The organism is Paenibacillus amylolyticus (assembly GCF_050990605.1).
Taxonomy (GTDB): domain Bacteria; phylum Bacillota; class Bacilli; order Paenibacillales; family Paenibacillaceae; genus Paenibacillus; species Paenibacillus amylolyticus_H.
On the sequence record NZ_CP158832.1, the window covers coordinates 4,078,677 to 4,102,027 of the forward strand.

The window sequence follows — 23,351 nt, forward strand, 5'->3', positions numbered from 1 at the left end:
GTGCCTGGTCCCTATCTTATAATGATACATGTTATCAATACGCATTGGCAAGTCCTGCACAGTTCGGAGCCCGCTGTTACACAAGTAATTGGCAGGCGTGACTTCTCTCCAAACGAGGCAAACTAAGCAAAGTTCCGCATCGAAAGGAGTGATTTCGTGAGTACAAGTGTAGCCTCACCGCCAGTTCGTAAAGCAAAAGGCACTAAACCCTTTATTCCCGATTTGGTGTATTTTGAACCCGGTGCGTTGGAATATGATAAAGGCAAACGGATTATGGAATGGGTCACATCCAAAAACATACCTTATCAAATGACCACATCCCATAACCGTATCACAAACCTGCCCGGTGAAACCGAACAAGAAAAGTACCGGATGGCAAAGCGTACTCTGGTCGTTGGTGTACGCAAAACACTCAAGTTCGACCAGTCGAAACCTTCAGCGGAATATGCCATTCCCATCTCTACAGGCTGTATGGGGCACTGCCATTATTGTTATCTTCAAACTACACTTGGTGCGAAACCCTATGTCCGTGTCTATGTTAATACCGAGGAGATCATTCAGGCTGCAAAAGGATACATCGAAGAACGGGCGCCTGAAATCACGCGCTTTGAAGCTGCCTGTACATCCGATCCCGTAGGACTGGAGCATATCACGGAGAATTTAAGTGACTTGATCCGTTTTATGGCGGAAGAAGAATATGGACGCTTGCGCTTCGTAACCAAATATCATCACGTTGATCCTCTGCTGAACATTAAGCATAACGGCCACACCCGTATCCGGTTTAGTGTCAATTCGGATTATGTCATCAAAAACTTTGAACCGGCTACTTCAAGGTTTGAGGAACGCATTGAAGCTGCTGGCAAAATTGCACATGCCGGTTATCCCCTGGGCTTCATTATCGCTCCTATTATGTGGTATGAAGGTTGGGAAGAAGGATATTCGAATCTGTTACAAAAGCTGGCAGATACACTTCCAGAGGAAGCAACCAGGGATCTTACGTTTGAGATGATCCAGCACCGTTTTACCAAAACGGCCAAAGCGACCATTGAAAAGCGATATCCCAAAACCAAGCTGGAGATGGATATCGAGAAACGCAAGATGAAATGGGGCCGCTGGGGCCAGTACAAGTATGTGTATAAAGATGACCAGCAGGATGCCCTGCGCGAATTCATTACGGAACGCATCTTTGAACATTTCCCGCTAGCCAATATTGATTACTTCACCTAAACGAAAAACGGGACTGTCCATAATGTTATGCGGGTATAAATTTTCCTAACAAACGATTAAAAAGCAGGTTACATGATCCAGAGAGACTCTGAATTCATGTAGCCTGCTATCCATACATAATAAAATTCAAAAACATTTCATGCGTTTAAATAATCATCCAGTCTGGTGTAATCTGCTGCAACCAGATCGTAATTTTGGTCATCTGATCTGTAAAAAGCAATACCCCGAGGAACAACATTAATGCTCCCCCGATTTTCATCATGACGTTGGAATACCGTAAGATCCAGCGTGTCGAACCGATGAAAAAGGCCAAAACGAAGAACGGTATGGCAAACCCTGCGGTATAACCTGTAATCAGCGCCAGCCAGGTTGTGGGCTCACTCGCAGCCATCGCAATGATTGTTGCGAGAATGGGACCAATACAAGGCGACCAGCCTGCTGAGAAACCGATGCCAAATATAAAAGAGCCCAGATAGCCTGCTGGTTTCCACTTCATATCCAGCTTTCGTTCCTTCATTAGAAACTGCGGTTTGAACACACCAAGCAAAAATAATCCCATAAGCATAATCAAAATCGCAGACAATTGCCGAATCAGTTCCCGGTTATCATTGAAAAATTGGCCAAACAGTCCGGCACCAAGGCCAAGTGAATAAAACACAGCCGAGAAGCCTAAAATAAACGCCAGCGTATGCGTCATGGTTTTAAAGCGGACTTCCCGCTGATTACGGTCATCCTTCAATTGCTGCACCGTCATACCTGTAATGTAGGAGAGGTACGACGGATACAACGGAAGACAACATGGTGATATAAATGAGACCAAACCTGCTACAAAAGCCATCCATACATTAACATCAGGCATGAAGCGGATGTCTCCCTTCCCCGGGCTCACGTGCTTGCTCGTTCAGTCGTCAGGCTCGGAACCCTTTTTTTCCAATCATCGTCAGAATCAGCATCATGATCAGCAATAATACAATCGTTGCTCCAGGTGCGAGGTTCCAGATGCCTGCTACGACCAGTCCAAGGACTACTGCAATTTCACCGATAACCACGGACAAGATAATGGCGGATTTGAAACTTCGAGCCATCAACAGGCTGACCGCTACCGGAATGGTCAATAGCGCTGACACCAGAAGCGCACCGACAATCTTGATCGCCGTGCTAATGACAAGTGCTGTCATCACAGTGATTAACATGTTCAGAATTCTCACAGGCAACCCTGTTACCGCTGCCGCATCTTCCTCAAAGCTGAGCAGGAAAAATTCCTTATGTAACAATGCCACTACAATCACCACGATCAGCGTAACCACACCTACCAGCTTCAGATCCGTAGCGTCTAATGTATATATACTGCCGAACAAATAACTCATGACATCTGCATTATATCCTTTGCCCAGCGTGAAGAACAAGGAAGCAAGCGCCACGCCACCGGACATGATAATGGCAATCGATAATTCGGCGTAACTCTTGTACGCTTTGCGCAATTTCTCTATCGCAAATGAAGCAAGTACGGCAAATATCAAGCCCACCGCAATGGGATACACTTCAATCAGAAATCCAAGTGCAACGCCGGCAATGGTCACATGAGACAACGTGTCTCCGATCATGGATAACCGACGTAAGACCAGGAACAGCCCGATTAACGGAGCGGTAATGCCAATTAACAATCCTCCCACCAGCGCACGCTGAAAAAAATCACTCATTAATATTTCCAAAACAAACACGACTCCTTCGGCCTTACTCTAATCTATTGGGCCATAAAAACGGCTAGCGTACCTGTGCAGTGGTATGTTGCAGATTGGTCTCAGCACAATCCTGTACCTCATGCGAATGACGGACATGGAAATTAATTTTGCCATTCGTTACCGCAGCTTCAGAACCCAGATAACTCTCCATCCGATCCATATCATGAGACACCATCAGAAAAGTCATGCGGTGATGTTCATGCATATGCGTAATCAGTTCAAAGAAACTGGCCTGTGATTCAGCATCAATACCTACTGTGGGTTCATCCAGAATCAACAGATCCGGGTGATTGATAAGCGCCCGTGCCAAAAATACACGCTGCTGTTGTCCGCCGGACAATTGACCAATTCGTTTGTTCGCCAGATCCTCGATCCGCATGACCTGCATCGCATCCGCGCACTGTTGCTGACATTTGCGAGACATACGACGGAACATGTTTTTGTTATTGTATAAACCTGACATGACCACTTCACGAACGGTCGCAGGGAACAACGGGTTAAATGCATTCTTTTGTGGCACATATCCGATTCGCTCCCAGTCCTTGAACCTGCGGATCGACTGTCCGAATAGTTTGATATCTCCCTGCGCAGGAGGAAGAAGTCCTACCAACATACGCAGCAATGTCGTTTTACCCGCCCCATTGGAACCGATAATCCCGACAAAGTCCCGTTCCTGGGCCATAAAATCGAGATTCTCAATCACTCGCTGGTCCCCGTAGGAAAATGATAGGTTCTCGATCTCTATAATTGGATCATGACATAGTGGCATGATTTGCTGCATGGCAAAGCCGCCCTTCATTATATATAAGAATCCCATAGCGTCCTAAGAGCCTTCACCGCGAACGGTAAAGACTCTTTGATCTGAATCCTTCATTCTATCTTATTTTAATGCGATCAGCAGATTTTGCAAATTTTTCTCCATCAGGGTGAAATAATCATCCCCGTTTGTTGCCTGCTCCTTGGTTAATCCCTCAACCGGATTAAGGACCATGGTTTCCACGCCTGCTTCACTTGCCAGTGTTTTCGCCAATTTGTCCGATACCAGCTCTTCGAAGAAAATGTACTTAATGCCTTCATCTTTAACCAGTTTCGCAAGTTTCACAATATCCTGTCCTGTCGGTTCAGCATCCGGGGAGAGTCCCATAATGGCATGCTGGGTTAATCCATAATCACGCGCAAGGTAGCCGAACGCTTGGTGCGAGACAACAATTTCCTTGTTCGGTACGGTAGCCAATTCATCTGTAAAACGCTGATCCAGCGTCTCAAGCTTCGTACGAAGCGCTTCATAACGTTGTTCGTAACCTGCTTTGTGATCCGGATCTGCCTCGACCAGACTATTTTTGATGTTTTCAGCCATGATCATGGCTGATTTCGGACTAACCCACGTATGCGGATCAATATGATGATCAGCGACATCTTCACTGGTAGCCTCATCTGTGTGTTCATCTGCATGTTCGTCTTCATGCTCTTCGCCGTGACCGTGCCCATCATCACCCTCAGCAGTTAACAACGTAACCCCTTCGCTGACGGCAACAGACTTCACTTGAGTATCGCCATTCAGCGACTTCAGGAAATTGGGCACCCATCCTTCCAGTCCAGCTCCATTATAGAAAAACAGCTGTGCCTTGGACGTATTAACAATATCCTGACTCTTCGGAGTCCAGTCATGTGGCTCTACTCCTGTTGGCAGCAGATTAATGACATTGGCATCCTCACCACCGATGGCAGTCGTAAAAGCATATACAGGATAAAATGTCGTCACAACGTTAATCTTGCCTTCCACAATCTTCGCACTATTGGAGTTATCCTGCCCACACGCAGACAATACCAGCAAAGTGAGAATAAGCAAACCCGTCCACAGTACCTTCATGTTGCCTCTTTTGCTCTTCTTCCCTATCCGGTTATCCTGAACTTGATGTTGCACTTTATAAAATGTCATTATGATTCACTCCGCATCTCTTAATCGTAAACATTACTGAAAGAATTATAGGTAACCTGAACCTACTTGTCAAGCTATCCCGTTCTATTTATTCTTTCCTGAAGTACGGAGTTCATAACAGTATATGCTTGTTCTCTTCCCGTCAGATGCGAATTATATCAACAAAAAAAGGACCCGAATTACATCGGGTCACCTTGAGTCATAGTTACGACAGTATTTATATCTTCATTTATATTTTATTTTACTTGTGCTCCATTAGGCATGTTGTCTGGTACTGTAGCAAGTGTAAGCTGGTCGCCATGGGACGCTGCAAGTATCATCCCCTGAGACAGTTCACCACGAAGTTTCACCGGTTTGAGGTTAGTCACACAGATGACTTTGCGTCCAACCATTTCTTCTGGCGAATAAAACTTCGCGATTCCTGAGACAACCTGACGCTGCTCATAACCCAGATCGAGCTGCAATTTCAGCAATTTATCCGCTTTTTTAACAGGTTCGCAGGAAATGACTTGAGCCACACGCAGCTCAACTTTGGCAAAATCGTCAATACCAATCTCTTCCGTACCTTCAGGTGCAGTTACCGGTTCAACCGCTGCCGAAGTTCCAGCATCTGCTTGAATTGTTTCAGGCTGTGCTGCTTTTTGGCCGCCAGTCATCGCTTCTGAGATATAAGCAATTTCCTGTTCGGAATCCAAACGCGGGAAGATTGGATCACCTTTTTGCAAGGCGTTTCCAGCCGGAACCAGCCCCCATTGCTTGGCTGTATCCCAAGCCGTAATTTCACCTTCCTGAATACCGAGCTGTGCCCAGATTTTATGGGGAGCACGCGTCAGGAACGGTTGCAACAGAATGGAAGCAATGCGCAAGCTTTCGATCAGGTGAGCCATAACGGATGCCAATTCATCACGTTTCGCTTCATCTCGAGCCAGCGCCCATGGCTGCGTCTCATCAATATATTTATTGGTGCGGCTGACAAACTGACTGATCGCTGTCAGTGCTACGGAAAACTGCAGGTTTTCCATCGCCTGTTCCACTTTTTCCACCGTGGCATGACCTGCTTCTTCCAATGAAGCATCAAATTCAGTTACGTTGGAAGCAAATGCAGGGGCTTTGCCTTCGAAATATTTGTCTACCATCGCAACGGTACGGTTCAACAGGTTACCCAGATCGTTCGCAAGGTCGGAGTTGACACGCTCAACGAAGCTCTCTGGTGTAAATGTACCATCGGAACCAAACGGTACTTCACGCAGCAGGTAATAACGAAGTGCATCGAGACCATAGCGGTCAATCAGAGTCACCGGATCCACAACATTGCCTTTGGATTTGGACATCTTGCCGTCCTTCATCAACAACCAGCCATGTGCAAACACTTTCTTCGGCAAAGGCAGATCCAATGCCATCAACATAATTGGCCAGTAAATCGTATGGAAACGAACAATTTCTTTACCTACCAGATGCACATCCGCAGGCCAGAACTTGTTATACAGGGATGCATCGGATGAACCGTAGCCCAGTGCTGTAATATAGTTGGACAACGCATCAATCCACACGTAGACTACGTGTTTTGGATCGCCTTTAACTTTGACGCCCCATTCAAATGTAGTCCGTGATACTGCCAAATCTTCAAGACCTGGCTTGATGAAGTTGTTAATCATCTCGTTCTTACGGGATTCCGGCTGGATAAAGCCCGGGTTCTCTTCATAATATTTCAACAGCCGATCAGCATACTTGCTCATACGGAAGAAGTAGGATTCTTCTTTGACCAATTCAACCGGGTGTCCGCTATCTGGGCTCTTGGCCGTGATAATCTCACCCTTCTCATTTTTCTCTACATCCACCAGTTGAGTCTCCGTGTAATACGTCTCATCCGGAATGCTGTACCAGCCTTCATACTCACCTTTGTAGATATCTCCCTGTTTCAGCAAACGGTCAAAGATATCCTGAACGACGGTTTTGTGACGCTCTTCGGTTGTACGGATAAAATCGTCATTGGAAATGTCCAGTTTGTTCCACAATTCCTTGATCCCCACAACGATATCGTCGATAAAAGCTTGTGGTGTCTGTCCTTTCTCTTGTGCCTTGCGCTCAATCTTCTGTCCATGCTCATCGGTTCCTGTCAGATAATGAGCATCATAACCGCGTAAACGCTTGTAACGAACCATCGCATCTCCCGCCACTGTTGTATACGCATGCCCAATATGCAATTTGTCACTCGGATAATAGATCGGGGTTGTCAGATAAAATGTTTTTTGGTCAGCCATGAATGACTTCTCCTCCTTCAAATGTTCCTGCTTCATGTGATCTTTTCGTCCAAAACAACTAAAAAAGAACACAAAAAACTCCCGCCCCTATGGGACGAGAGTTGCTCTCACGTGTTACCACCCAAATTCCCCATGTTTTTCTCAAAACACAGGCTCTGTCGGTCCTTCGACCGCCCATTAACGCTGGATCACGCCTCAACCTTACGACAGCAGCTCTTAAATCACTGTCTGCACGCTCGAAAGAGGTTCCTCCGGGACCATATTCCATCCTCCTCCCAGACCGGTTCTCAGCTCATCCGGCTCTCTGCACTGGGGGTGTGTCTGTACTTATCCCTTCACTGGAAATCATATAGGAAAAATATACTGAAATGCGGACCCCTTTGTCAAGTGGACAGCATCCTCAAGTCAATCCCGGCCTGCTTCAAGCTCATCCGAATGCTTCAGGGGAATATGGTTTACTCTGATACCATCATAGACTTCTCCGCCTTCGGCGGTACCAGATCCACTCCACCTGGATGAAACGGGTGACATTTGGCAATACGTTTCGCTGTTAACAACGAGCCTTTGAGCGCACCGTGCACTTCAATCGCCTCCATGGCGTAAGCCGAACAGCTCGGATAGAACCGACAAGTTGGCGGCGTTAATGGAGAGATATAGTTACGGTATACCCGAATGGGTGCCTGAGCAATTCTGCGCGATAACTTCATGGTCAGTGCTTCCCGTGAGCGTGTTGATGTCCGGATGCCGCTTTGGCCGGAGCATACTCAGCACAGTCCTTGCAATATCCAAATACCTCGAACTTGTGATCTACAACCTGAAATTGCTCAGGCGCATCCGCAAGCTGCATCGGGCAAAAAACAATCGGGTATGTCTTCTGACACTTCAGACAGATCATATGATGGTGATGATGATCTTCGCTACAATGTGCTCTGAATTTGACGCCATCTTCGAAGATGACCTGTTCCAGTACACCCAGTTCTTGCATCACACGCAAATTCCGATATACTGTGTCAAAACTCAGTCCGCTATAAGTTTTACCCATATATTCATAGACGTCCTTGGGTGTAAGATACCCGGGTGACTCGGCAAATAACCGGGCCAATGTTTTCCGCTGATCGGTAATGCGGAGCCCCTGTGAGGACATGGTCGAAATAATCTGTTCTGTCGACAGCATGATTTAAAGCACCTCCTGTCATACGAGCATTTTGCATCATTCATAGAGCGACAGTTATTCGGCAAAAACGAATACTTTTGCTTTCTTGTATACCTCTAATAATGCATCAAATTACGATTAGAGTCAACGAAGGCACCGGGTTATATCATTCCAACAACATATAAAAAGGACTCCATGCACATGCATTGTCATTACGTTTAGCTTTGAGCTAATGACTTTGCATTTTGATGGAGTCCCTTCCTGACGGTTCAGATGATCAATCGTTCGGGCGACTTTTGGGGTGAACGGGTATATATGATATAAGCTTTCACTCCAAACCGTCCGTGCATGTTCATGATATTACTTTTCAGCAGGAAGCGGTGTGAACAGCAGGTTAACAGGCAGGTTACTACCTGGTGCCGCCGAGAAGAGAATGGTTACACTCTCGCCGTACGAACCTGTGCGATACATAACGCTTTGCTCATTAGGTGCAGTTACAGATTTACCTGTGGAAATCTGAACAACCTGTCCATTCACAAGTGCCACACCTGAGTATCTGCCCCCGCGAGGGTTGAATGAAATCAGCGTGCGCGGAGCAACGTTATTCAATGTAATTTTGTACAATACACCGAAATTACCTGCGTTTGAAGCTTCTGTATACGCCATAGGATCCGTTCCTACAAGGTTTGGATCACTTGCATTATCTCCAAGTGGAAGACGTGCAGGCTTCGACCCTATTTCTTGATCATACGTAATAATCCGTGTTGCATTTGGATACGTTCCACGGTTGTGAACACCATCACGATCCAGAACTGGCAGGCTGGACAACACTTCCATCGGGTCCTTGTTCTCTTCGATCATGATAATGTTGTAATCCAGTTCATAGTCGCTGAACACATCCGAGTACAAGGAGATGACTTGTCCCTGTTTCATTGGAAGAATGCTCAGATCGTTGAGAATCAGCTTGCTTTCTCCAGGCTGGATGTACACTTTCTTTTGTCCAGTACCATTCTGCATGGACTGGAACCAACGGTCAATGGACAGCTTTCCAGCTACCGTTGCAAAAGGAGACGGTCCCGCAAAGCCCATGTTTTGCTGCTCAATAGACGCCGTGTAAGCATTATTGTTTGTCGCCACAACGTACATTTTCACATTTTTGCCCGTGTTGTTCACATGGTGAATCATGAAGCGTGTCTGTCCGAAGGAAGATTCCTTGTACACAACACCTTCCGTATTCACTGTTTCTGGACTGTTACTGCGGATCAGCAAACTCGGCTCATCATAATACGTGAAAGGAACTTTCTCCAATGCCGGTACTCCGCCACCGTCGAAGGTGAACTTCTCACCTACTGGTGTGAACAGTTGATTGAAGTCGGTCAAACTGTATAGCGTTTCGCCCGTAATATTGATCATCTTGGTATAGCTGTCGCTAGCACCATGTTTATCGGTAACTGTAATCGTTACGGTCTTCGGTCCTGGAACAAAGAATGCCAGTGCATTGTTATCCCATTCTGTTTTTACAATCGCATTCTCATCATCTGTACTTTGATCAATATAGGTGATTTTCTCACCCATTTTGTATTCTTCCTTATCTGTCATAAACATTGCGACAGGTGGCAGATTCGGTCGTTCAACCTTAATCGTAACCGAGTACGGATCACTCCATTGACCACTCGAATCCTGGACCGCATAGGTTACCGTGTACGTCCCTGGTTGGTCGAATGAATCCTGACGGCCAGTCCAACGCTCATCAACAATGCTGAGCCCTTTGGGTGAACTGGATCTGGTTGTATAGGTTACCTGGTCACCAGCAAATACTTCTTTTTGTACGGTGAAACTGGCTACCGGTTTGGTACTCAGATTCAATACAACCGTTTTGGCAGATTGATTTACTTTATACGTAATATCCAGAGCCTGTGTAATTGAAGTCAACGGCACCATGAACGTATTTTTTTGTTGATAAGCCGCACCCTTCATCGTTCTGGACACACCATTAACGGTATAGATCTTGCTGTTTGTTTTGAAACGCAGCTCATCTTCACCACTAATAATGATCGTTTCTTTGGTTGTGTTATCATATTTGACATCATAGCCAACCCGATCAACAAGAGCACGGATCGCTACATAGGATACACCATTTTTAACAGCCATCGGCTGTCCGGCAAGATATGTTTTGCCATCTTGCATCATTTTATTACTGTTCATATAAAGAGTGAGGTCTCCACCGCGGCCTCCTGCAACAGATGAACCGCCTGCAGAAGGTTGCTCCACTTCTACTGGTGCAGGTGCAGGTATTTCCTCAGCTGTACCTTCTTCTTCTGTCGGTTCCATTACCGGATCAACTGGAGTAACTTCTGTTCCTGCAGGAACATTGGTTTCGGAATTCACTTCTTCAGTTGTTTCATTATTTGATGTTGGCGTGTTTGTTCCAGATTTCACTTCGGATTCCGCGATGGTTTGTTCTTTCTTCACAACCTCCACGGATTTAACTTCGGCTGTATTCACTGATGTAGTATCGCTCTGATCTGCTGATTGTGCATTCGCAGGAATCACTGCAAACGCCTGAAACACAGCAAAAGCGGTAAGTATGGACAATTTCTTCTTCAAATTCATTCTTTGTCTTTGGCTCCTTCTGCTCCCATTTTATAAATATCCCCCTCAAAAAGTCATATTATTAGACGCTTGGAACCGGGAAAAGTTGCTAAAAAGTTAAGAGGAGAATTGTAAACTTTTAATAGAAGGAAAATACTATGAAAATAGTTATCTATCAATTATCTTTTCGGCATTTACACCCCAAAATTAACCAATAGTAAATTTCAACAAAAAATCTCTCTGCGATATGGTCAATTAGCACCATATCGCAGAGAGATTTAAGAATTGAATAAGTCTAGCGCAAACGTACAGGCAGCCTTCCTTTTGGCTGCAGTCCACCGATTAACACATGGGACAGTGCCCGGACAACTGCAGGTGTATTCTCATACGTACACACATAACTTCCCGGCCTCGAAATCTCCAGCAGATCATATGGATTGCGCAGAGCAATGACAATCAGAGAATGATTCTTACTAAGCTTTTCAACCAAATACTGTTGCCCTTTCGGAAGATGACCTGCCGATGTGTACGTACATATGATAACTTGTTCACTCTCTGACACATCCGTCAATATCCGATCTGCTTCATCATAAGTGGGCTGAGTTGTAATCTTGTGTTCACGAACTCTGCCTCGCAGCTGCGATAGCGCTATACCAAGCGATTCTGTATGAGACCATGGTTCATCCACCTCTGTCCGCTGCACAACCTCTGGCCAGATGACATACACGTCCTTCTCTGGGTTCAACGGCAGCAGCCCATCATTATGAACGATGGTAATGCTGCTTGAAGCAATCTTGAACAGCGTCGATTCGTTTCGTTCACTGGGATCACTGGGATCACTGGGTTCAGTGGATTCATTGTCATTAACAGGTTCAACATCGGTTGCTTCGATCGTTTCACTTGCTTTCGGCGAAACAAGATGATCTTTCTGCTGCCCGCAACGCTTGCTTTTCCATGTCATAATGCGTTCCACCGCCTGATGAATAACCTCTTCCGAGATTCGGCCCGTTCGAACGGCTTCCACAATGGCTTCCAGCGCAGCAACCTGATCTTGCAACGTATGACTCACGAGAATCAGATCTGCTCCTGCTTCCACAGCACAAACGGCAGCTTCAGCTACCCCATATGGCTTGGATATTGCATGCATTTCAAGACAATCTGTAATAATAATGCCTTCAAAACCCATTTCCTCACGTAGCAGGCCCGTTAACACCTTATGCGACAATGTTGCCGGAATGGGCTCGGGCTCAATCGAAGGGAACATCACATGAGCTGTCATGATAGCATCGACCCCGGCCTCAATCGCCCGGCGGAACGGTAGCAGCTCCATCTGTTCCAATCTGTTTCGATCATGAGGTACCGTAACCATACCCAGATGAGAATCTACGGCGGTATCTCCGTGTCCCGGAAAATGTTTGGCAGTAGCAGCAATGCCCTGTGATTGATATCCGGTGATGGCTGCTACGCCATGAGCGGCCACACTTTCAGCATGTTCACCATACGAACGCACACCGATCACCGGGTTCAGCGGGTTGTTATTCACATCGACCACTGGCGCTAGGTTCATATCAATACCGATGCTTTTTAACTCACGCCCCAGAATTTGGGCACACGTCAGGGTATATTCCGGATTTCCTGTCGCACCAAGTGCCATATTCCCCGGTACTTGCGTCATTCCCTCTTTGTCAATCCGTGCAACCATGCCACCTTCCTGGTCCACCGAAATCATGAGTGGAAATGCCCCCGCTGCAGCAGCCATATCTTGCAGTTCGGCGGACAGCCTTGTCAATTGATCTACACTGTGCACATTGCGCCGGAAATAAATGACGCCTCCAATATGATAGTCACGGATTAAATGAGTAATCTGTTCATCTGCGTGCTGACCGTGAAATCCACACATCAACAATTGGCCTACCTTTTGCTCCAATGTCAGCTCATTCAAGGGTTTCATTCGACCTCTCCTCCCGTTTCCGTTGCCACTATGAACCCAGTCGTTTGCTCTGTCTATACTCCGAAGGTTTCATGTGGAAGTGTTTATGAAACACCTTTGAGAAGTAACGGCGCTCCTTAAACCCTGTTGCTTCCCCGATCGCTGTAATGCTCCATTCGGTTGTACTCAACAACAAAGCAGCACTTTCCATCCGTTTCTGGGTCATGTATTCCACAAAAGTAACACCCATTTGGGTTTTAAATAGTTGGCAGAAGTATCCCGGGCTGATTCCGAGCCAATCGGAGACTTCATCTATTCCCAAGTCCTGTTGCAGCCGTGCATCCATATACTCACATGCAGACAGGATCAGTTCCGATACGGAAGGACGTGGCTGCGTTTGTTTGCTCTGACAGGCATGGGTGATGACCTCTGCAAGTTCAAGGAGCTCCCTCATGGAGACCGCTCCTTGCAGTGCATTCCAATAATTCACTTCGTGTTGTTCAGCGATGGCCTGCACTTCACGCAGTTCCCGAAGCATGTGTACAAGCATAAACCGAAGATTGGTTTCATCTATCCTGTTAAAGGATTCTTCTGAATTCCCCATTCGCTGTTTAAGCCGATCCAACACTTCTCGTAACCCCTGCTTGTTCCCTTGCCGAATACACCGAGTAACAAGCTCCAGATCTTCTCTTGTAATCCATGAGTTAGCCCCTTTCGAGGCCGTATGATCATACGATAAGGTGGTTTCGGGACAACTCGTCTTCAGCACCCTGTCTTCGCTCTCCGAATGGGACATCAGTATTTTTTGACAATGCTGATATCGCTCCAGAATTTTACTTTCCAGGTTAACGGGCACAATATCTTGAACAACCCTGACCTTCAAACTTGAATCCAAGGATAATATCGCATTTAATTCAAGACACAGTTGATGGGCCAGTTCCTCTGAACCACGTTGCCATTCACCCGATGCCTCCAGCAGGATGCACCACTCACCTTTGCGAGTCGAAAGAATCTGACAGTTCCCCGCACTTCTCTCTGCCACTTCCCTAAGTCTGGAACTTACGGTCTCATGCCATCGCTCATGTTGAAGCTCAGACCAGCCGATAGAATGGCGAAAATAACCGACCGCATCCACAAGCAGCAACGTATACGTTACAGCAGTTGTTATAAATTCAGAAACAGAAGCAGGATAGGCAATCTTCAACGGTGCCTCTCCTCGCAACAGGTCAATCAACTGTTTGTGTCTGATCCAGCTTTCCATCTCTTGGCTCCGATAACGTTGTGATTCGTTTTCCAGACGTCTCTTCTGGATCTGCCCGGCAAGCTCACGCAGTTTATGTTCCAGATTCAAATAATCAATGGGCTTGCATATGTATTCATGAACGTTATATTGAATAGCGGTACGAGCATACTCAAACTGCTGATACCCGGTCAGCAAAATAATTTCACACGTTTCACCCTGCTCTCGCAACAAACGAATGAGTTCCAATCCATCCATGGACGGCATCCGAATATCACACAAGAGAATGTCCGGATGACTTTCTGTTACTTTCCCCAGCGCTTCTACCCCGCTTCTCGCTGTACCTGTAATTTCAATCCCCATCTCTTCCCAGGGTAAAATGTAGTTCAGATTCTCCAAAATCGGCAGTTCATCGTCAACCAGCATTGCAGTCAGATTCATCCTGCTTCCTCCTGCTCATATAATGGAATGATGCATCGAATAACTGTGCCATACCCCGGTGCTGAACATATAAATATGCCATACCCGGCCCCGTATTGAATACGAATTCGATCTGCCACACTTCGTAATCCCAATCCCCTGCGTTCCGTTATGGACGATAATGATTCCGCCTCTTTAGCCAGCATATCCTCGGGCGGGTCCGCTGCCATATACTCGAATCGTGCAAGCATTTCCTGGGGAATACCGATCCCATTATCCTCAACACATAACACGAGTTGACCCCTTTTTGCATATGCGCTTATCCGCAGTACACCTGGATAGGTGATCCCCTCAAACCCATGTTGAATGCTATTTTCCACCAGAGGCTGGAGGGTAAGCTTGAGCAGGATTGCGCTGTATAGAGGGGGTGGAATGTCAATCTCATAAATGAACAAATCACTGAACCTGTACTGTTGAATCTCCAGATAACTCTGCAAATGCCTTATCTCCTCACTCAGCGGAATCTCCTCCTGATCCTGAATGCTGATCCGAAGCATATTGCCCAGTCTGGTCACCATCTCGCTTACTTTGCGGCCTTCTCCGCGTAGTGCCAAGCCATTGATTGATTCCAATGTGTTGAACAGGAAATGGGGTTTGATCTGGGCTTGTAGTACACGTAGTTCTGCCTGCGCCTTCTGCTCCTGCTCTGCACGAACACGACGGAATAATCCCCCGATACGATCCAATAGCTCATTGAACCCTTGCGCAAGCAGCTGCATCTCGTCAAAACCTTTTCCTTCCACCCTCGCATTAAAATCACCATCATCCACACGACGCATAAACCTTACAAGTACAGCAATGTTGCCCGTAATGCGATTCATGAAAAATAGATTAAAGATCATGGCGGCGAACAGGCACGACAGAATAATAATGACAGACCAACCTGCAAAGGCATTTGTTTCCGCAGATAAGGCTTCCCATGAAGTCACACTGACGAGACTCCAGTTATAGTTCTTCAGATGATATTGTGAGATGATACTTTCCTTGCCGTCAAAGACCGTTCTGACGCTGTTAAATCCGGGACCGTAACTGCCCGATTCAGCACCAAGGTTTTGCATGTTCTCACCGTTATAACGACCTGCAGGATCATAGACGATCAGCCCTTCTTCGTTGATTAACAGGAATGACGTATCCTGTGCCGAATCGCTGATTTGCAGGTGACGGAAGATCCGGTCGATCTCTCCTTTTTTGATCTGAACAACAAGCACGCCGATATTCTGAAAATAACTGAGTTCTTTGACCAGTCTGATCTGGGTGAAGACAGGTTCTACCCCGGTTAATTCGGGATATTCCAGAGGTGCGAGCCATTTGGGCACGCCATTGAGTTGCTGAATTTCGTTGAATAAGGGATGCACTTTGAATTGCTGAAAAGGAAGGGCTTGAAAGTTTTCTTTGGTGAAGATGGAGACAATCTGGTTGTTCTCGGACGAACGCAAATCATATAAAAAGGCATAACTGATGAACGGATAATTATATAGAAGGGAACGGAAATTGCGCTGGCTGGCATTCAGGGACAACTGATTACCGGTTCCCAGATCCTGCTTGGTCGGATCTTTGGCGTTCAACGCCATTTGAAAAACCGATGTCGCTATCCCGTTGTCGGTCACATTGTTAATCTGCTGAAATACGTTCTCGATATTGTAACTAATGGCCTGAAGCGCATATTCGGCCTGTTGATTGTATTTTTTCTCAATCGTATGTGATGTGACCAGAAACATGCCAATGCCCAGTGCACACATCGGTACAATGATCAGCAGCAGAAATGCCAAGGCCAGCTTCATTCGCAAGTTCATATCCCGTTCTCCCTATCCACTGGTTCATGGTATTAACTAACCTTTGACACCACCTGCAGTTACGCCTTCAATAATTTTCTCCTGAAGTATTGCGTAGATCACAAGTACAGGTACAACACTGTATACAATACCTGCGGACATCTGGGCATAGTTCATCTGATATTGATCCCGAAACTGGACCATGCCTACTGGCAGCGTACGCAATTTATCGGTGGATAAGAAATAGTTGGCGAGCAAAAATTCATTCCAGTTGCCGAGGAAATTAACGATAAAAACGGTAACAATAGCCGGAATCGTAAGAGGTATCACTATTTTAGCAAAGATACCCGGGGCCCTCAAGCCGTCCATGACCGCCGCTTCCTCAATTTCTCCAGGGAGTGAACGCATAAAAGCCGCCAGTATAATAATGGTAAAGGGGATCGCATTCGCCACGTAGGGCACGATCAATGCCAGATGTGTATCCAATATGCCCATTTTGCGTACAAGCAGATAGATCGGCAGCATGAGTGCATTGTTGGGAATAAGCATACCTGCCAGAATCAGGCTGTACAGAAACAGACTCCATCTTCGGTGTCTCATCCGGGTTACGGCAAAAGCAAACATGGCACCGAGCACAATCGTGCATGCGGACGACAGAATCGAAATGTACAGGCTGTTCCAGAAATACGTGCCAATCTTTGCATTCACCCAAGCCTCCACGTAATTGTTAAACTCCCATGTTGTCGGCAAACCGAATGGATTCAGGGCGATTTCATTGTTATCCTGCTTGAAGGAAGAGAAGATGACAAATAAAAAGGGAAATAAAATCGCGATCAAGTACAACATTAACAACACATGAGGTATGCTGCTTCTTATGCTTTTTGCCATCAATATTCCACCCTCTCGCTCCGCCTCGCCACCAGCAGTTGATACACCGCGGTGAGCACAAGCGTCAGAGCAAAGATCAGTACCGCAATGGTATTGCCATAACCATATTTGAAATTGGTAATCGCATATTTGATCATATATGTCGCCAGAACCTCGGTGGACCCAGCGGGCCCACCTTTGGTCATGACAATCACGATGTCAGCTGCTTTCATGGCTCCTGCAATGGACAACATGATCACCACTGAAATGATCGGGCGAATCAGCGGCAAGGTTATCCGCATTGCTCGTTGCACTGCCGTTGCCCCATCGATTGCAGCCGCTTCATCCAGATCACGGGGAATCGCCAGTATGGCCGCCAGCACCATGACAATGTAAAATCCCGTCCACTGCCAGGCATTGGTCACCAAAATGGACAACATGGCAAATCGGTTATCAGACAACCAGTAAATTGGATCGATGCCCAGCACATGAAGCATTTTGTTTAACAGTCCGATATTGGGCTCATAGATGAACCCCCATAAGATACCGATCACGGCTGTCGACATGATGGATGGTAAAAAAACAGCCGTTTTATACAGACCTTTCAGCTTTTTCACATTGGCTATCAGAAGCGAAAACAGAACAATCAGGGGGACCTGAATCAGTACGGAAAATCCGATGAAAAATCCATTATTCCGTGTGGAAATCCAAAATCGTTCATCGGTCAGTGCCTTCACATAGTTGGATAAACCCACAAAACGGGGCTCAGCCGATACCCCATTCCAACTCGTCAGACTGTAATATAAGGAGCTGCCAATAGGATATAGGAAGAACATCACAAACAGAATTAAGGCTGGCATTACAAACAACGTATAGATTAACGGGCTGCGGAGTGAAGTATTCATGGTCAGCCTCCTTCAGTGACTTCAACGATCGCTGTTTTAACTTGGATTGGTTTATTCCACGGAAGCGTTTGCTTCCTCCTGCACCTTTTGCAGCTCTTCTGCCATTTTCTCTGGCGTGGTCTGCCCACCAATCAACTTCTGGATTTGCAGATTGCTGATCTCTGTCGTCACATCCGCCTGAACGAGTGCATCAAATGCCGGGAACGACGTCTTGGACGCATTAAGCACGGCCACAATTTCTTTCATCAGATCATCGGTAATGCTATCGGTCAGCACTTTCTCGTCCAGCTTCATGGCAGGCAACACACCGTCTTCCACAAGACCGCGGATTTGCATATCTTCATTGTAGAAATTTTTGATAAAAGCCTTTACGGCTTCCAGCTTCTGCGGGTCATCCGCCACGGCTGCCGAGAATCCGTATCCATTGTTCACATCTCGCATCAAAGACGTCTGATCACCTGCGCCGTTCTCTACCGGAGGCATGTTGAAGAATCCAACCTTGCCAATGAGCGATTCACCGCTCTGACCTTCCTTGAATACAGATGATTTCCATGTTCCGTCATACATTAACACCGCTTCGCCGCTTGTAAATTGCGTGGTATATTCGGCGTACTCGAAGCCCAGTTCACCTTTTTTGAAATACCCCTTATCAACCCATTCCTTATGTTTGGCAAAACCTTGTACGACACCAGGGTCGGTCCACTTCGCTTCACCTGTTGCAAACTTTGCCGTAATCTCCGGCCCGGCATAGCGGGACCACAAGTGGTTGGTTAACATGAGTGGAACCCAGCCCGCCTTGGATGCGGAAGCAAGCGGCACTTTGTCATCAGCCTTGATCTCGGCCAGTATATTGTCCAATTCAGCCATGGTAGTTGGGGCTTTCCATCCTTTTTGTTCGAAGTACTCTTTATTATAGAAAAAACCTTCGCCCGAACCGCCAATCGGCAGTCCATATACTTTGCCTTCATACGTAAACGGTTCAAGGGATGTAAACTGGTCCTGAATGCCCAGCTCTTGCAGGATTGGGGTCAGATCAAGCAGCATACCTTCCTTGGCATAAACTTTGGAATCCGGGCTACCGAACAGTTCAAATATATCCGGCGGGTTGCCTGCCGCCATCTCCCCGCGCAGCTTCTCCTTACGATTCACATCGGATTCGACACCATCCAGCGTAAAGGTCAGATTGGGTATCTCACCTTCAACTTTGTCCACAACATCCTGCAGAATGGCCAGTCTTTTCTGTTTGTCAGCCCCTACTTGAGTGTGGCGGAGAAGCATCTCAATCGGTTCCTTACTTGTCTCCCCCGCAGGTGTATTGCCTGCGCCCTGCTGTGGCTCGGTACTTGAGCTTGCGCATCCCGCCAAAGTCCATGAAGTGATAAGCAATAATGAAAGCAGTAATGTCATTCCTTTTTTCATCTGGTTGACCCTCCTCAAGATATTGAGCATTTGGCTTTACACTCTGATTATAAAAAGCCGGAGCTTACATCGTAAGGATGACAATTCATCAATGGAGGGATAAAATCCTTCACTGGACAAAAAACAGCCCCTGCGAAACATGTTCGCAAGGACTGCTTGGTTGATATATAAAGGTAGATTATTTACCGGGACAAGTCACGCCAGCCGTCTCCTGGCGACCTTGTTCGATCAGGCGATATGCCCGCTCCACTTCTTCTTCACTTGGGGAAGGAACGCCATCCAGTGGATATACTTTGCCGAGTGCTTCCCATTTGTAGATCCCCATCTGATGGTATGGAAGAATTTCGAACTTCTCGACGCCATTTAATGTTCCAATAAACCGTCCGAGGTTAAGCAGATCCTCTTCCTCGTTATGAATGCCAGGCACATACACGTGGCGTATCCACATTTTCCTGCCCTGCTCCGATAACCACTTGGCTGTCTTCAACGTTCTCTCGTTGGATTTGCCTGTCAGCTTGATGTGTTTCTCATCATCAATATGTTTGAGGTCTAGCAGAACCAGGTCTGTATGATCCAACAGATCGTGAATCCGTTCCGGTTCGTTAAATCCGTTGCTGTCCAGTGTCGTATGCAATCCCCAGCGCCGCTTCACTTCCTTAAATATTTCGGCTACAAAGTGGGCCTGTAACGTTGGTTCTCCGCCAGATATCGTGAGTCCGCCTCCAGAGCTGCGGTAGTAGGATAGATACGGCTCAATTTCAGCCAATACCTCCTCCAGCGTCATTTCTTTGCCACCATCCAGAGCCCATGTATCAGGGTTATGGCAATACTGACACTTGAGTAGACATCCTTGCATAAAAAGCACAAAGCGGATGCCTGGGCCGTCAACCGTCCCGAAAGTTTCGAGTGAATGAATATGTCCGTTAACCATGTTGCCTCTTCCTTTCTGTATCCGCTGTGCGTTTAATATGAGTTGGAATGCCTCGCTCTAGCAGTCTTCTATTTGCAAATTACTTACATCGAGCCATGGAACGTACGGTTAATGACATCCAACTGTTGTTCACGAGTCAGTTTAATGAAGTTAACCGCATAGCCGGATACCCGTACAGTCAGTTGCGGATAGTTTTCCGGGTGATCCATCGCATCAATCAGTTGCTGACGATCAAATACGTTAACGTTCAGGTGATGAGCGTTTTGACCGAAGTATCCATCCATCATCGCAGTCAGATTGGATTTACGTGTTGTCTCTTCTTTACCCAAGGCTTTTGGCACGATGGAGAAGGTATTGGAAATACCATCAAGACTGTGTTCATAAGGCAATTTGGCTACAGAGCCAAGGGATGCCAGTGCACCTTTTTTGTCACGACCATGCATTGGGTTTGCACCTGGAGCAAATGGTTCACCTGCTTTACGACCGTCCGGTGTAGTCCCTGTTTTCTTACCATATACCACGTTGGAAGTGATCGTCAGAACGGATTGCGTTGGTATTGCGTTACGGTAAGCTTTGTGCTTGCGAATCATGCCCATGAAGTTCTCAACCAGTTCAACAGCAATGCTGTCTACACTGTCTTCATTATTACCGTAACAAGGAAAGTCTCCTTCGATTTCAAAATCAACCGCGATGCCTTGTTCGTTACGAACTGGTTTTACTTTGGCATATTTGATTGCACTCAATGAATCTGCTGTAACCGAGAGACCCGCGATACCACAAGCCATCGTACGTACAATGTCACGGTCATGCAACGCCATTTCGATACGCTCATAGCTGTATTTGTCGTGCATGTAGTGAATGACGTTTAGGGTGTTCATGTACAGCTTCGCGAGCCACTCCATCATTGGTTTGAAGCGTTTCATGACCTCATTGTAATCCAGCACTTCACTTGTAATGGCAGGATACTCAGGTCCGACCTGTGCTCCGGATTTCTCGTCACGGCCACCGTTGATCGCATACAGGAGAGCTTTGGCCAGGTTGGCACGAGCGCCGAAGAATTGCATTTGTTTACCGATCTTCATCGCTGATACACAGCAAGCAATACCATAATCGTCTCCGTAGATCGGACGCATCAGATCATCATTTTCATACTGGATTGAACTGGTTTCAATGGATACTTTGCTGCAATAATTTTTGAAAGCTTCTGGAAGTTTCGTGGACCAGAGTACAGTCAGGTTCGGCTCTGGTGCAGGTCCCAGGTTGTGCAGTGTATGCAGGAAACGGAAGCTGTTTTTGGTTACACGTGTTTCACCATTCACAGACATACCACCAATGGACTCCGTCACCCATGTTGGATCTCCACTGAACAATTCGTTGTAATCCGGTGTACGCAGGAATTTGACAATCCGCAATTTCATTACGAAGTGGTCAACCAATTCCTGTGCCTGTTCTTCGGACAGAATGCCTTCCTGCAGGTCACGCTCAATGTAGATATCCAGGAAAGAAGATACACGTCCGAGTGACATCGCAGCACCGTTCTGTTCTTTGATCGCAGCGAGATAACCGAAGTACAACCATTGGAACGCTTCTTTCGCTGTTGTCGCTGGCAAGGAAATATCGAACCCGTGCATTTCGCCCAATTGCTTCAATTCTTGCAATGCACGAATCTGCTCAGACAATTCTTCCCGCAGACGAATGACATCTTCATCGATGACATCAACTTCGAGTGCGTTCAATTCCCCTTTTTTGTTACGGATCAGGAAGTCCACCCCGTACAAAGCTACACGACGATAGTCACCGATGATCCGGCCACGGCCGTACGCATCCGGCAGACCTGTTATAATCCCCGCTTTACGCGCTGCACGCATATCGGAAGTATAAGCATCGAATACACCCTGATTATGTGTTTTGCGAATGTTTGTAAATATATCAATGACACCTTGAGGCAATTCGAAGCCGTATGCTTCACATGCATCAATCATCATCCGGATTCCGCCTGTTGGTTGAATGGAACGTTTGAACGGAGCATCGGTCTGAACGCCGACAATCTGCTCTTTGGATTGATCCAGATAACCTGGTTGGTGAGAAACAATCGTCGCTGGTGTGTTCACATCAACGTCAAGGACACCGCCGTTATCCCGTTCTTTTTTGGTCAGATCAGATACAATCTCCCACAATTCTTTGGTATTCTGGGTTGCACCTGCGAGAAATGCTTCATCACCGTAATACGGAGACAAGTTGTGTGCCAGAAAATCATTCACATCTACGGATTTGGTCCATGTTCCTTTGGTAAAGTTTCTCCAGCCTGTTTGTTGTTTGACATCTTTTTCAATCACCGACATCTTAATCCCTCCACTAATTTGGATTTCTGGACACATAACATCTTGCCTCATTCGTAGCATTGTGTGCCCAGAGCCGCGATTAATGTGAATTGTTTCACATAAACCGGAACATGTTCTCTCTACTTGGGAACCGGAACCGCGGGATGAATGTTTTTCTTACATTTTCAGTATACGACTTGGTACTTTCATCTTCTGTGATTTTTGTCACAAAGCCAGTGAACTAACTCACTCCACCTGCGCTGTGTCCCATTGAACCCTCTTTAGTTTCACACTTAGCCACTGCGCGGGCAGAACAACTTCCGATCGCTGTTATCCCCGGATTTTTTCAATTTTACATTTCAAAGGGGAAAATCCGGGGATAAAGGCGAACGCTCCGCTTCTTCAGTTTTTTCTGCCCTCTCCGTTATTGTGTGAACATCTGGTTCAAGCAGCCACATCACGGATTCCGTGTAACCTCTTTAGAACCCTTTTGCTCCTCTATGCTCGGAGCAAATCAAATCTTAGAATAAATCCTGAAAAACAGACGCTTCGCTCTTCTGTTTTTCTGCCCT

The 23,351-nt window shown here is 46.5% G+C and carries 17 protein-coding genes; 1 reads left to right on the top strand and 16 read right to left on the bottom strand.

Annotated elements, in window-relative coordinates; all coding sequences use genetic code 11:
* Positions 1 to 156: 156 nt before the first annotated feature.
* Entirely contained in the window at positions 157 to 1,227 is a 1,071-nt protein-coding gene (splB, locus tag ABTV53_RS18300; RefSeq protein WP_433744997.1) for a spore photoproduct lyase, read from the top strand.
* Positions 1,228 to 1,372: 145 nt separating this feature from the next.
* On the opposite strand, the gene ABTV53_RS18305 is transcribed toward splB, so the two are convergent.
* The 16 genes from ABTV53_RS18305 to pflB form a co-directional block, all read right to left on the bottom strand.
* On the bottom strand, positions 1,373 to 2,086 hold the full coding sequence (locus ABTV53_RS18305; protein WP_433745000.1) for a cytochrome c biogenesis CcdA family protein: 714 nt from the start codon (positions 2,084 to 2,086) through the stop codon (positions 1,373 to 1,375).
* Between the two features lie 49 nt (positions 2,087 to 2,135).
* Positions 2,136 to 2,939 carry a metal ABC transporter permease gene (locus tag ABTV53_RS18310; RefSeq protein ID WP_433745003.1) on the bottom strand — a complete coding sequence of 268 codons (804 nt, stop codon included), beginning with the start codon at positions 2,937 to 2,939 and terminating at the stop codon, positions 2,136 to 2,138.
* 52 nt (positions 2,940 to 2,991) lie between these two features.
* Entirely contained in the window at positions 2,992 to 3,750 is a 759-nt protein-coding gene (locus tag ABTV53_RS18315) for a metal ABC transporter ATP-binding protein (protein ID WP_433745005.1), read from the bottom strand.
* 99 nt (positions 3,751 to 3,849) lie between these two features.
* A complete protein-coding gene (locus ABTV53_RS18320) occupies positions 3,850 to 4,908 on the bottom strand; it encodes a metal ABC transporter substrate-binding protein (RefSeq protein WP_433745008.1) in 1,059 nt (352 codons plus the stop codon).
* 236 nt (positions 4,909 to 5,144) lie between these two features.
* Complete coding sequence (metG, locus tag ABTV53_RS18325) at positions 5,145 to 7,169, bottom strand: methionine--tRNA ligase (RefSeq protein WP_433745011.1); 2,025 nt, start codon at positions 7,167 to 7,169, stop codon at positions 5,145 to 5,147.
* A gap of 455 nt (positions 7,170 to 7,624) precedes the next feature.
* Complete coding sequence (gene yidD / locus ABTV53_RS18330) at positions 7,625 to 7,876, bottom strand: membrane protein insertion efficiency factor YidD (protein ID WP_017687565.1); 252 nt, start codon at positions 7,874 to 7,876, stop codon at positions 7,625 to 7,627.
* Between the two features lie 2 nt (positions 7,877 to 7,878).
* Complete coding sequence (locus tag ABTV53_RS18335) at positions 7,879 to 8,343, bottom strand: Fur family transcriptional regulator (RefSeq protein WP_433745014.1); 465 nt, start codon at positions 8,341 to 8,343, stop codon at positions 7,879 to 7,881.
* A 339-nt stretch (positions 8,344 to 8,682) separates the two neighbouring features.
* A complete protein-coding gene (locus ABTV53_RS18340) occupies positions 8,683 to 10,935 on the bottom strand; it encodes a stalk domain-containing protein (protein WP_433745016.1) in 2,253 nt (750 codons plus the stop codon).
* A gap of 274 nt (positions 10,936 to 11,209) precedes the next feature.
* Positions 11,210 to 12,865, bottom strand: coding sequence for a beta-N-acetylhexosaminidase (gene nagZ / locus ABTV53_RS18345; protein ID WP_433745019.1), 1,656 nt, complete (start codon positions 12,863 to 12,865; stop codon positions 11,210 to 11,212).
* 28 nt (positions 12,866 to 12,893) lie between these two features.
* Positions 12,894 to 14,525, bottom strand: coding sequence for a response regulator transcription factor (locus ABTV53_RS18350; RefSeq protein WP_433745021.1), 1,632 nt, complete (start codon positions 14,523 to 14,525; stop codon positions 12,894 to 12,896).
* Entirely contained in the window at positions 14,522 to 16,357 is a 1,836-nt protein-coding gene (locus ABTV53_RS18355; RefSeq protein WP_433745024.1) for a cache domain-containing sensor histidine kinase, read from the bottom strand. The genes ABTV53_RS18350 and ABTV53_RS18355 overlap by 4 nt, the downstream gene beginning before the upstream one ends.
* Before the next feature lie 36 nt (positions 16,358 to 16,393).
* The gene (locus ABTV53_RS18360; RefSeq protein WP_433745027.1) at positions 16,394 to 17,224 is read right to left on the bottom strand and encodes a carbohydrate ABC transporter permease; all 831 of its coding nucleotides are present in this window, start codon (positions 17,222 to 17,224) and stop codon (positions 16,394 to 16,396) included.
* A complete protein-coding gene (locus ABTV53_RS18365) occupies positions 17,224 to 18,108 on the bottom strand; it encodes a carbohydrate ABC transporter permease (protein WP_433745030.1) in 885 nt (294 codons plus the stop codon). Before ABTV53_RS18365 ends, ABTV53_RS18360 begins: the two co-directional genes overlap by 1 nt.
* A gap of 51 nt (positions 18,109 to 18,159) precedes the next feature.
* On the bottom strand, positions 18,160 to 19,527 hold the full coding sequence (locus ABTV53_RS18370) for an extracellular solute-binding protein (protein WP_433745033.1): 1,368 nt from the start codon (positions 19,525 to 19,527) through the stop codon (positions 18,160 to 18,162).
* A 178-nt stretch (positions 19,528 to 19,705) separates the two neighbouring features.
* Positions 19,706 to 20,458, bottom strand: a complete 753-nt coding sequence (pflA, locus tag ABTV53_RS18375) for a pyruvate formate-lyase-activating protein (protein WP_278294246.1) — start codon at positions 20,456 to 20,458, stop codon at positions 19,706 to 19,708.
* 83 nt (positions 20,459 to 20,541) lie between these two features.
* Positions 20,542 to 22,800 (bottom strand): formate C-acetyltransferase, encoded by a 2,259-nt coding sequence (gene pflB / locus ABTV53_RS18380; RefSeq protein WP_433745036.1) that lies wholly within the window; start codon positions 22,798 to 22,800, stop codon positions 20,542 to 20,544.
* Positions 22,801 to 23,351 lie beyond the last annotated feature (551 nt).